This is a genomic window from Brasilonema bromeliae SPC951, assembly GCF_012912135.1.
In the GTDB taxonomy this organism is placed as follows: domain Bacteria; phylum Cyanobacteriota; class Cyanobacteriia; order Cyanobacteriales; family Nostocaceae; genus Brasilonema; species Brasilonema bromeliae.
On sequence record NZ_QMEB01000032.1, the window covers coordinates 23,753 to 34,522 of the forward strand.

Consider the following 10,770-nt stretch of genomic DNA (forward strand, 5'->3'; position numbering starts at 1 on the left):
TACTTTATTTTTTATCTTACTTAGCTTTTACTCAAAAAAAGTTTACAAAACGCAACTAAAATTCAAAACTGATTCAGAAGTTCTATTAAACTGACATCTTGCACAGTACCGAGAACTCGATGACGCCGAGATAAGTTAGTCATCTGTTTGACAGAAACCCAAGCATAGCTTAAGGGTGGAAGTTCCGAAACCTGATGTACTCGCTTGCCGTGATGGGGAGTATAAAATTTGAGTAATACGTCAGATTTGCCTCTTATGTCTACAAAATTAACAGCAGATGAGTGTAAAACTTGAGCAATTGTAGGTTGTTGGATAAAGGCTTTGACATCAGGGTTGTAGTCGCCAAGAAAGCCACTACTACCAGCAGCAGCCAAAGATATCCAAACAGGAATTAACCAACTCGCTAACCAGTAACGAGAAGTTAGAGACTTTTTGCCCAGGTGGTAACGACCAATCCATACTAAAGGTAATATTAACCAACTGGTTCCTGATACCAATGCCACGATAGCGTACTTATCAACTTGTGCATCACCCCAAACTAAAGCAACCATTCCCACCCCTAACAGCAAAACACCTAGTACGCCAAAGGCATAACTCAGATTGCGAGGAAAACAGATGGGAGGAACTGGGGATGAGGACGATGAAGAGGATAAGAAAGTCATTTCTCGCCTTGCTCCCCCTGCTCCCGTTCGCGCAGCGTGTCCGGAGGACTCAGCTTCCCCTGCTCCCCTTGCTCTCTGTTGTTTTCTCATCCCTCCACTCAGCCAATTTAACCCTACAGCAGCAAACAAAGCGATGAATGGATACAGCAAAAGACTGTAGTGAGATAAACGAGTGGAAAAAAAACTTAGTTCGGCAAATAAAATGAGCGGATAGCCAACTAATAGGAGATGGTAGCGAGGAATAGGACGACGAATGAGCAAAACTAAGCCTAAAAGACTGAAAAAAAACCAAGGAAATGCTTTTAGGGGTATATCCCAGAAATAAAACCCTAACCCATTGTGAGCGCGTTCACCAGAACCTAATTTGAGAACAAAGTTAATTAATTGTCCAAAACTATCATCACCGTATCGTAACCAGCTAAACCATAACCAGATAAAGGTAGGAATTAACCCTACCACGAACCCGAAATACAACATTGGGTTTGCAAGATGACGATGACGGCGATGTTCCCATATGAGATAGGGTAGCAAAGCTATGATTGGCAAAAAAATCATAAAGCTTCTGACTAAAAAGCCCAAGCCAAAACTCAAACCAGCAAGAAAGCACCAAACAAAGCCATATTTGGGGTGTAATTCTGCTTTCAGTAAAGACCAAATCGCGAAAAGAATCAGGAAAATAACAGGCACATCTGGTGTGCCTAAACGGCAGTATTGTAGCCAGAGAAATTCTACACTCAAAATTGCCGCAGCAAGCCAAGCAAGTTTTTTCCCAAGAAGAATTTTGCCTATTTCATAGACAAGTTGTATGCTCAGAACACCAGCAATCATGCTTGGTAAGCGCGCACTCGCTTCACTGATGCCAAATAATCTGTAACAACTGGCTATTAACCAATAAGGACCAGGAGTTTTATGATGGGGAGTTGTCCAAGGATGTATCCAATCACCAGTGTCTATCATCAGGCGCGAGCGCCAAGCGTAAAGCCCTTCATCATGCGCCATCAGGCTACTCTCCCCAGAACTGAACAGCAATAAGGGTAGTGCCCAAATTAACAGCAAAACCAGGGGAAAAGCACTTAAAAAGCCGATGGTAAGCTTGGTTTGATGAAACAAGTGTAATCTATGTAACATAAAATCATGGGCAGCCAAATTCTTCTTTTGGCTCATGAATATTTTTGTGTCTATTTTTAAAATACGTATGGTGATATATCAATTGTTTCCACCAAACGGAATCAAAATTGACAAAACTTTGGAAAAATTGGAAAAACTTGTTCTTAAAAGATGTTTATGCCCCTGAAACCAGACGAACGCACTAAGCTAGACAGCACAGACGACAAGCTATTTTATGAATATCCCCGCTTTGTCACTCATGTGGACGAAGGTTTTATTCAACAGCTGACGGATTTATATCGCGAGCGCCTCAAACCCAATACCCGTATCTTGGACATGATGAGCAGTTGGGTGTCACATCTACCACAAGAGATACCTTTTGCCCATGTTGAGGGACACGGACTCAATGCAGAGGAACTAGCACGGAATCCTCAATTCAATCATTACTTTGTCCAAAATCTTAACGAAAATCCTCAACTACCCCTCAAAGACCAAGATTTTGATGCCGTTCTTAACTGCGTTTCAGTACAGTATTTGCAATATCCAGAAGCGGTCTTTTCAGAAATTCACCGCATCCTCAAACCTGGTGGTGTGGCAATTTTCAGCTTTTCTAACCGCATGTTTTTTCAAAAAGCGATTCAAGCATGGCGAGAGGGTACAGAAGCCAGTAGAGTGGAATTGGTAAAAAGCTATTTCTCTGCAGTTCCAGGACTTACACCTCCAGAGGTAATTGCTCGTCAGTCAAGTCTTCCTAATTTCTTACAGTGGATGGGTGTCGCAGGAGGCGATCCGTTTTATGCTGTTATTGCTTACCGTAGTCCTTAGTCATCGGTAATTGCGAAAAACAGTCATCAAAAAGTAAATTTTCCAGGTATTAGCCAAAACAAACGTCGATAATTTTCACAGAAAGCCAAGCAAAAAGAGGAGTCCAATATGTTTTTCCCCCGTGCTCGGAGAGTTTTAGCAGCTTTGTTGTTATGTTTGTTACTGTTTACAACAGCCTGCGCGCCGAAGACTCCTGGACGTTTTGACCAGGCACAGCAGGAAAGCAGCCGACAAAGAAGCGGTCAGGCGGTTGCGAAAGATTCAACCCAAGGTAGCGAATTTAACAAATTTTTCCCAAGTGCTGACGCTGGCTACCAACGCGTCTATACCCAAGAGAAAAAAGGCTTTGCTGAAGCGAAATTGAAAAAAGACGGCAAAGACCTAGCTGTACTTTCCATTAATGATACACAAGCAGTCAAAGGTGCCGCAAACCCAGCGGCAAAATTCGTGAACAGCCCAAAGACAATAGCCGGATATCCAGCTGTTAGTCAGGGGAGTACTGGTACTGCTATTTTAGTTGCTAATCGCTATCAAGTGAAAGTGCAATCTCGCGACGCTTCATTTACAGAGGCTGAACGCGAAGCTTGGATACAGAAATTTAACTTAGGTGGTCTGGCGCGACTCGCTAAAGCCCAATAGCTACAAAGACAAGCTGTTAGGAGTTTGAGAACTGAAATCCTGAGTCACCAGAAAATAATTAAGTAGGAGTCTATTTGTGAGTAAATCAATTTTTGAGTTGGTTGATGAACTACCAACCAGCAACTTGACGGTTTCGGCATTGCGATCGCTCGATTTTGTTGCTCCTGGTGAGTGGCAAAATGTAGTTGGCTTTGTCAACACGATCAAAACTGTCACTGGTGAAGACGACGAAGACCTCATTCAACAAATTGGCGAACGAGCGGTTTATCTCTACAATGATCGCTCTCAAGGATACCAAAGAGCAATGTGGCTTTATCAAACCGTTGATAGCACAGATAAAGCACTTGGTGCAGCCGCTTTAGCAAACAAAGTGGGTGAGAAAATTCCCCTTTTGGGTTTTTTAAACCGAGTCACTCCCAAAGCGGAGAAAGCACAAACTATAGACTTGTGCTTGAAATTAGTTGCTGAGTTAGTCGCCTTCTGCCAAATTAACGGTATTCCTGGAGACAGTATTGGGGATTTTGTCGCGTCTTTGGGAGAATATAGCGGTGAATCGTTCATCCGCATGGCTGCATTAGTTTGCTTTGATGGTTTGATACCCCTAGGTCCAGACTTTATCAGTAGCGCACTATCGAGAATTAATCAGACAAGTCCTCAAGAGTTAGATCAAAACTCGACCTTTGCGAATATTAGAGAGGCAATTCCAGGTAATGATTCTAGCAGCAAACTGAACTTTATCGGTGAAAGCTTCCATTCAGTCAGTGGTTGGATGAGTGGTCTAGTTGCTTCAAATAACTTAACCCCACAAAAGGTAGCTAACAACTTGCAAAATTTTGTCGATTTTGCTGATGATAAGCTAGACTACCTCGCTGCATTCCTGGATGTATCGACAAATTACTACGAACATACAGGTACACAAACTTTAGCACGTCGATTGATTGAGCGAGCTTCGGCGGAAATTTAACTAGTTTGGCGTAAGTCCCCCGCCATAATGTACTCTTTTGGCGGCGGGATATAAGCCAATGTTGGACGATAAAACTCTAGTCCTAGGTGCTTCTAGGTGGCGGGTCCCAATCCCCCACTGATTGATTCTGTAGCGCTGAATTCTGACTTCTGATTCAAATATGCACGTATCGTATAATTTGTCAACGTTAATGGTGCGATCTACGTTCTTCTTAAGTTTCCAAAGGTTCACATTGAAATCAACCTCAGGGCTGGTTTTATCAGCCAGATAAGTTGCGTATAGTAAATCAGGTGATGTGCTTGTTCTTTTTCCGTAGAAGCACGGCAATGCCGTGCTTTTCTTGCTGCGCCAAATTAACTTTCTGATGTCGCTACTTCTTCCAAGCAAATATAACGCTTAATCCTGCTCCATAAAACTTATACAAATCGCTCAAAACTGAGCAAATCGATGTTTACTTCCCGCTTCAATCAAGGCAGTCGGCTGCTACTTGTCCACGGGCGTATCTTCCGGTTGAGCCAGCCGTACATACTCATTCGAGGCATTCAACAAATTCAAAGCCGCGTTCAAATCTCTATCTAACGTGATTGTGTGAGCTACGCAACTAGAGTTAATGCATTTGTAAACTCTATCAGATAGTTTCAAATCATCGCGCTTTGCACCGCACATGCAACACGTTTTTGATGATGGATACCATCTACAGCCGATTGCAGGTAAATGAGGTACAGTCATATAAGTGCATCAACTCTTAAAATGAAAGCTTACTCAATTGACTTGCGAGAAAAAATAATAAAGGCTTACGAACAGACAGACACCTCAATTAGGAAGGTGGCTGATAGATTTGGTGTCGCTAAAAGCTTTGTACAAAAACTTCTCTCCATGAAGAAAATTCAAGGTCACGTAGAACCCAAACAACAGGGCGGAGCAATGAAGGGAGAGTTGGATGGATCTGAAGCTCAATTAGCTGCAATGGTTGAACAATATCCAGACGCGACATTACTAGAATACTGTGAATATTGGGGTACAACTTATAATCATTGGATCAGCACGAGTACGATGTGCCGTACATTACAAAAACAAAAACTAACATTAAAAAAAAGACGCTACGCAGCAGCCAAGGGAAAACAGAAAGAGTCCAAAAGTTGAGAAGTGAGTACTGGCAGCAAGTTAAGCAAGTAGATCCAGAAAACTTAGTTTTTATCGATGAAATGGGTGTTTTATTGGGTTTGACACGAACTCATGCTAGAAGCCCTCATGGAAGTAGGGTGTATGATTTTAAACCATTTTATCGAGGAGCCAAGGTGACAGTAATTGGGGCAATTAGCTTAAAACAAGTTTTGGCTGTTATGACTCTGAATGGTTCAATGGATGGAAACGCATTTAAAGTCTTTGTCGAGAAGTGTCTGCTTCCTCAATTATGGAAAGGTGCTGTAGTTGTTATGGATAACCTTCCAGCACATAAAGTCCAAGAAATCGAGCCTTTAATTGAATCTGTTGGTGCCAGTGTTATCTACCAGTCTCCCTATTCTCCTGACTTTAATCCAATCGAACATTGGTGGTCGCAATTAAAAGCTTTTTTACGACAATTTTCTCCAACTAATGCATTTAGGGTTGATGTTCTAATTAGAACTGCGCTTGATTTAGTCAATTCCCGACATCTAAAAAACTGGTTTACAAACTGCTGTTACTGTACCTCATAAACCTGCAATACGCTGTATCAACCAACTCAACTTTAGTCCCGTAAACTTGGGATTTATAGGTTAGTTGACGGCGAAACTCATAAAATCCTAAATCAGAGATTGCTGCTGATAGTTTTCTATTAGCAAACATCCCACTTACGTTCAGATCTTCTATGCGGATTCGATAGTATTTGCGGCTTATATCTGTTGTTAACTTGTGCAAGAAGTCTCGACGCTGACTAGCTATCGCGTAATGTTGCCTAGCTAGAGAGTCAAAATACTTCTTAGCTTTATTTGATTGCTTGACACCCAAACGACGGTTACCCAATTGCTTTTTGCGGTTACGCCATTGTAATTTAGCCAGCTTGATTTTCGCTTTTTTCATTGGCTTTGGCGATTCCACGCTAGTCCCGTCACTTAAAGTGGCAAAACACTTTACCCCTAAATCAATTCCAACTTTCTCCTCTGGATGGTAAGTCGGTGGGATTTTCTCTGCATCTACAGCAAAACTTACAAACCATTTACCCGCACAATAGCTAATCGTAAAAGTCTGCGTGCAATATGAACAAGGCAAAGCTTCTTTTAGCCGAAATATCCCCAGTGTAGGAATTTTGATTTGCTTTCCTGATCGAAGCAATACCTTACCATTGCCGTCATAGACAGTAAAAGATTCTCCATCTTTGCGACGCTTAAATCTTGGTCTGTCAGATATACCTTGCCCCCATCTGTTGTAAGCACTCTCCAAGGCTTGTAATGAGCTTTGGTAAACCTTGGAAGAGAGCTTGGACATCCATCGAAATTCTTGCTGCTTTTTGGTGTAGTTCGTCAAAACCTTTTTGATAGCTTTGATTTTCTTACCGTACCCACCTGCTATCCCATCCCTTTCTAGCCCCTGCATGAGTGCTAGCCCGTAGTTGTAAACAAAACGAGCAAAGCCAGCATGTTTACGCAATAAAGTTTGCTCTTTGTTATTCACTTTTAGCTCAACTTTGACAGCGTACATTGCTTGAATCATAAAGGGTTATACTGTCTATTGTACACACACCTTACGGATATAGCAAGAGTGAAACAGGATAAGAGAATAGACTTACGAGTAACACAAACAGAGTTGGAATTGCTAGATGAGTATTGCCAGTTGACCGGAAAGAACCGGACTGATGTGCTACGAGAATTCATCCGTAGCTTGAAAAAGAAAATGCGGAATGCTGAAAAATATTCGATTTAGCTAGATTTTTGACTATCTAGTATCACCTCCTTTCAACGGATACCATCTGAAGATAGAGGTATTTACCGACTGAATTTTATTATCTTCAGGAATATATCAAGAAATATTATGTAAAGGAGGCTACTATTACCGCTCAACTATCCAAGGATGTTGTCATCCAGGAACGCCACAGCTCAAGTATTGCTGAAGCGTTGACACATGCTGTAGAAATTGCTGATTATTGTGCAGCTAACGCCAATGCCATAGATAACAATGGCGCTTTTCCCGAGAGCGAGTTTAAGCGAATTGCAAAAGCAGGTTTACTGGCTGCACCTTTGCAGCGAGAGTTAGGCGGGTGGGGTGCAGGTATTGATGCCAACGTTACCTACGAATCACTAATGCTATTAAAGCAGATGGGGCGTGGGAATTTGGCAGTGGGTCGAGTTTATGAGGGGCATGTGAATGCACTGCAACTGATTCAGAGTTTTGGAACTAGAGAACAGATTGCAGCTTATGCTTGTGATGCCCGCGCTCGCCACAAAATCTTTGGCGTTTGGAATGCAGAAGCCTCTGATGGTGTCAAGATTATCCCTCTTGACAATGGTAAGTATCGTCTGGAAGGTTCTAAAACCTTTTGTTCGGGATCTGGTTATGTTGAGCGTCCCTTTGTGAATGGAGCCTTACCCGATGGTAGTTGGCAAATGTGCATTGTGCCAATGGATGAAGTGACTACAGTCAGTGATCCTAATTGGTGGCAACCTTCTGGAATGCGAGCAACTGCTAGCTACAAAGTAGATTTTAGCGGCGTGGAGTTGGCAGAAAGTTCATTAATTGCTAAGCCAGGGGACTACCTTCGCCAGCCTTGGTTGTCTGCGGGAGTGATTCGCTTTGCTGCGGTGCAATTGGGTGGGGCGGAAGCACTGTTTGATTTGACTCGCCAGTATCTCCAGAACATGGAATATACAAACGATCCATACCAAAAAGAACGCTTGGGCAGGATGGCGATCGCCATTGAAAGCGGTAATCTCTGGCTGCGGGGTGCTGCGGATATGGTAGCAGCTTATGCGCCTGTGTTTGGAGGCTATCCCACTGTTGACAACCCTCAAGCAGAGCAACTTGTCGCCTACGCAAATATGGTGCGGACGACAATTGAACAAATTTGCATTGACACGATGCAAATTTGTGAGCGCTGTATTGGCACTCGCGGTTTATTACCACCAAATCCGATGGAACGCATCATCCGGGATTTAACTTTGTACCTACGTCAACCTGCCTTTGATGCAGCCCTTGCCAATGTTGGACAGTATGTCCTAGCTGAAACTCATCCTGCTCGCTCGCTTTGGAATAATGAATAACCAGGTTACTGTTGCATCACCACTGACTCATTCTAATAGTTTGCCTTGGCGTTCACTTAAGGATATTGCTTGTGGTTCGGCGTTAGTCGTTGCCCCTCATCCCGATGATGAGACACTAGGTTGTGGTGGTGCGATCGCCCTACTGCGTTCTCTCAATTTGATGGTACGTGTTTTGGTCATCAGTAACGGTACTCTTTCACATCCTAATTCTCAGAAATATCCCGCACCTGCGCTGCAGGCATTGCGCGAAAGTGAAACACTTTCAGCGCTTTCTGTATTAGGAGTGGAAGCGAATGCTGTCACTTTTTTACGACTGCAAGATGGCTCAGTTCCAGCACAGTATAAAGGTGCAGTGACGACTTGCGTTGCTTATCTAACAGAAATTGCGCCGCGAATGATCTTTTTACCGTGGCGCTACGATCCTCACCCAGATCATCAAGCCAGTTGGAAGTTAATTCACACTGCGCTGTGTGACTCACACATATCACCGCAATTAATCGAGTATCCTATTTGGGACTGGGATCCAGATCAACGTGGAACCCTACCAGAATCTCTTGAAGTCACAAGTTGGCGGTTGGATATTAGCGCGGTAGTGGAGTTGAAACAGCAAGCGATCGCCGCCTATCGTTCCCAAACCACAGATTTAATTGATGATGATCCAGAAGGCTTTCGCCTGACTCCGGAAATGCTTTTGAACTTTACCCGTTCTTGGGAAGTTTATTTAGAAGCCAAAATTTAAGAACTATAGGATTTCTATTTGATTTTTAAACAGAACTCCGTACAGTTTATGTTAAGCATTCGGGTGTTAAGCGTTCTCTGTTGCCTATTCCCTGTTCCCTGTTCCCTGTTCCCTGTTCCCTCTAGTAACTTCATAAACCAAACCCGATTCCTATATGAAACTGGCAATTTTTGATATTGATGGAACCCTCACTCAAACAAATGATGTAGATAACCAATGCTTCGTGCAAGCATTTGCCAAGGAATTTCAAATCAAAGAAATTAACACTAATTGGGCTACCTATGGACATACCACTGACTCTGGGATAGCTTTGCAAATTTTTCAGCAGAACTGGGGACGTGTTCCCGAAACCAGTGAGTTATGCCAATTGCAGCAATGCTTTGTAGAGTTGTTGCATGGTCATTATACAGAAACTCCTGGATCATTTGTCGAAATACCTGGAGCTTGTGTGATGTTACAGCGCCTAGCCCAAACAAAAGATTGGGCGAGCGCAATTGCTACAGGCGGATGGCGTGCTTCAGCCGAGATGAAGCTGCAAGCAGCAGGATTAGATATCAGGGAACTACCAGCAGCGTTTGCTGACGATAGCATTTCCCGAGAAGATATTGTGAAAACGGCTGTGTCGAGAGCTAAAGAGTTCTACCATCAGCCTGATTTTGAAAGAATTGTTTGCATCGGCGATGGTATTTGGGATGTTTTGACTGCTATCCAGCTGCAACTACCTTTTGTTGGTGTCGCCAGCGATACACAAAAGCCGCTCTTAGAAAATGCTGGTGTAGAGTGTATTATACCAGACTTTGTAGACTTTGATTCTTTTTTAAAAGCCCTAGATACTGCCAGCATCCCCAACCAGCACAAACCGTTGCAGGTACAAAACAATTCCCTGCCACCGAGTTATTTTGAAACGCTCTATGGTAGCAACCCCGACCCGTGGAAGTTTGAAACGAGCGAATACGAAAATCAAAAATATACTGCTACAATCGCAGCTTTACCCAAACAGCGCTATCATTCTGGTTTTGAAATTGGTGGTTCTATTGGTGTTTTGACAGAGAAGTTAGCTCAACGTTGCGACTCGCTACTTTCGGTTGATGTATCAAAAATCGCTCAAAAAAGAGCAATTCAACGCTGTCAACACTTACCGCAGGTGCGCTTTGAAATTATGTGTTTGCCACAGGAGTATCCTGAGGAAATGTTTGATTTGACTGTGGTTTCTGAAGTTGGTTACTACTGGTGCTGGGAAGATCTGAAAAAAGCCCAACAGTGCATTCTCAAACACCTTGAACCAGGAGGACATCTGCTTTTAGTTCACTGGACACAATATGCTCCTGATTATCCCCTCAATGGCGATCAGGTTCACGACTCATTTTTTGATTTAACGCCTACTCACTTGCGGCATTTAAAAGGTAAACGGGAAAAAGAGTATCGGCTTGACGTGTTTGAACGGGTGTTTTGATCAACAGAGAACGCACCAACACATAGGTCAGAACTCACAAGTCAGGAGAAGAAACAAACAGTTCCTTGTGAATACTGAATACTGAATACTGATACTAAGTTGCGTTCAGAGGTAGTATCCACCAGATGAGGGAAAAAAGTTAAAGA

12 protein-coding genes are annotated in these 10,770 nt (G+C 43.0%); 9 read left to right on the top strand and 3 right to left on the bottom strand.

Annotated elements, in window-relative coordinates:
- Window positions 1-62: 62 nt before the first annotated feature.
- Complete coding sequence (locus DP116_RS06505; RefSeq protein ID WP_169154407.1) at window positions 63-1,790, bottom strand: ArnT family glycosyltransferase; 1,728 nt, start codon at window positions 1,788-1,790, stop codon at window positions 63-65.
- Between the two features lie 156 nt (window positions 1,791-1,946).
- On the opposite strand from DP116_RS06505, the gene DP116_RS06510 reads away from it, so the two are divergent.
- The 3 genes from DP116_RS06510 to DP116_RS06520 all read left to right on the top strand — a co-directional run bounded on the left by DP116_RS06510 (window position 1,947) and on the right by DP116_RS06520 (window position 4,197).
- Entirely contained in the window at window positions 1,947-2,594 is a 648-nt protein-coding gene (locus DP116_RS06510) for a class I SAM-dependent methyltransferase (RefSeq protein WP_169154395.1), read from the top strand.
- A gap of 108 nt (window positions 2,595-2,702) precedes the next feature.
- Entirely contained in the window at window positions 2,703-3,233 is a 531-nt protein-coding gene (locus tag DP116_RS06515; RefSeq protein ID WP_169154396.1) for a hypothetical protein, read from the top strand.
- A gap of 76 nt (window positions 3,234-3,309) precedes the next feature.
- On the top strand, window positions 3,310-4,197 hold the full coding sequence (locus DP116_RS06520; RefSeq protein ID WP_169154397.1) for a hypothetical protein: 888 nt from the start codon (window positions 3,310-3,312) through the stop codon (window positions 4,195-4,197).
- A 483-nt stretch (window positions 4,198-4,680) separates the two neighbouring features.
- Here the strand turns inward: DP116_RS06520 and DP116_RS28465 are convergent, their stop codons facing one another.
- Window positions 4,681-4,926 carry a zinc ribbon domain-containing protein gene (locus tag DP116_RS28465; protein ID WP_211173118.1) on the bottom strand — a complete coding sequence of 82 codons (246 nt, stop codon included), beginning with the start codon at window positions 4,924-4,926 and terminating at the stop codon, window positions 4,681-4,683.
- Between the two features lie 21 nt (window positions 4,927-4,947).
- Between DP116_RS28465 and DP116_RS28470 the strand changes: the two genes are divergently transcribed.
- Together DP116_RS28470 and DP116_RS06530 are read left to right on the top strand one after the other, a co-directional pair.
- The gene (locus DP116_RS28470; protein WP_211173119.1) at window positions 4,948-5,340 is read left to right on the top strand and encodes a helix-turn-helix domain-containing protein; all 393 of its coding nucleotides are present in this window, start codon (window positions 4,948-4,950) and stop codon (window positions 5,338-5,340) included.
- Entirely contained in the window at window positions 5,337-5,894 is a 558-nt protein-coding gene (locus tag DP116_RS06530) for an IS630 family transposase (RefSeq protein WP_246275516.1), read from the top strand. The genes DP116_RS28470 and DP116_RS06530 overlap by 4 nt, the downstream gene beginning before the upstream one ends.
- On the opposite strand, the gene DP116_RS06535 is transcribed toward DP116_RS06530, so the two are convergent.
- On the bottom strand, window positions 5,866-6,888 hold the full coding sequence (locus DP116_RS06535) for an RNA-guided endonuclease InsQ/TnpB family protein (protein WP_169154398.1): 1,023 nt from the start codon (window positions 6,886-6,888) through the stop codon (window positions 5,866-5,868). The genes DP116_RS06530 and DP116_RS06535 overlap by 29 nt on opposite strands.
- Window positions 6,889-6,936: 48 nt before the next feature.
- Between DP116_RS06535 and DP116_RS29925 the strand changes: the two genes are divergently transcribed.
- From DP116_RS29925 to DP116_RS06555, 4 genes are all read left to right on the top strand, one after another.
- Window positions 6,937-7,098: a ribbon-helix-helix protein, CopG family gene (locus DP116_RS29925; RefSeq protein ID WP_169154399.1), complete on the top strand. Its 162-nt coding sequence runs from the start codon at window positions 6,937-6,939 to the stop codon at window positions 7,096-7,098.
- A 191-nt stretch (window positions 7,099-7,289) separates the two neighbouring features.
- The gene (locus DP116_RS06545; protein ID WP_211173122.1) at window positions 7,290-8,432 is read left to right on the top strand and encodes an acyl-CoA dehydrogenase family protein; all 1,143 of its coding nucleotides are present in this window, start codon (window positions 7,290-7,292) and stop codon (window positions 8,430-8,432) included.
- Entirely contained in the window at window positions 8,425-9,171 is a 747-nt protein-coding gene (locus tag DP116_RS06550; protein WP_169154400.1) for a PIG-L deacetylase family protein, read from the top strand. Before DP116_RS06545 ends, DP116_RS06550 begins: the two co-directional genes overlap by 8 nt.
- Window positions 9,172-9,325: 154 nt before the next feature.
- Complete coding sequence (locus tag DP116_RS06555; RefSeq protein WP_169154401.1) at window positions 9,326-10,624, top strand: SAM-dependent methyltransferase; 1,299 nt, start codon at window positions 9,326-9,328, stop codon at window positions 10,622-10,624.
- Window positions 10,625-10,770 lie beyond the last annotated feature (146 nt).

Excerpts from the sequence above, each read along its gene's own strand:
- DP116_RS06505 (WP_169154407.1), bottom strand. The coding sequence starts at position 1,790 with ATGTTACATAGATTACACTTGTTTCATCAAACCAAGCTTACCATCGGC.
- DP116_RS06510 (WP_169154395.1), top strand. The coding sequence starts at position 1,947 with ATGCCCCTGAAACCAGACGAACGCACTAAGCTAGACAGCACAGACGAC.
- DP116_RS06515 (WP_169154396.1), top strand. The coding sequence starts at position 2,703 with ATGTTTTTCCCCCGTGCTCGGAGAGTTTTAGCAGCTTTGTTGTTATGT.
- DP116_RS28465 (WP_211173118.1), bottom strand. The coding sequence starts at position 4,926 with ATGACTGTACCTCATTTACCTGCAATCGGCTGTAGATGGTATCCATCA.
- DP116_RS28470 (WP_211173119.1), top strand. The coding sequence starts at position 4,948 with ATGAAAGCTTACTCAATTGACTTGCGAGAAAAAATAATAAAGGCTTAC.
- DP116_RS06535 (WP_169154398.1), bottom strand. The coding sequence starts at position 6,888 with ATGATTCAAGCAATGTACGCTGTCAAAGTTGAGCTAAAAGTGAATAAC.
- DP116_RS06550 (WP_169154400.1), top strand. The coding sequence starts at position 8,425 with ATGAATAACCAGGTTACTGTTGCATCACCACTGACTCATTCTAATAGT.
- DP116_RS06555 (WP_169154401.1), top strand. The coding sequence starts at position 9,326 with ATGAAACTGGCAATTTTTGATATTGATGGAACCCTCACTCAAACAAAT.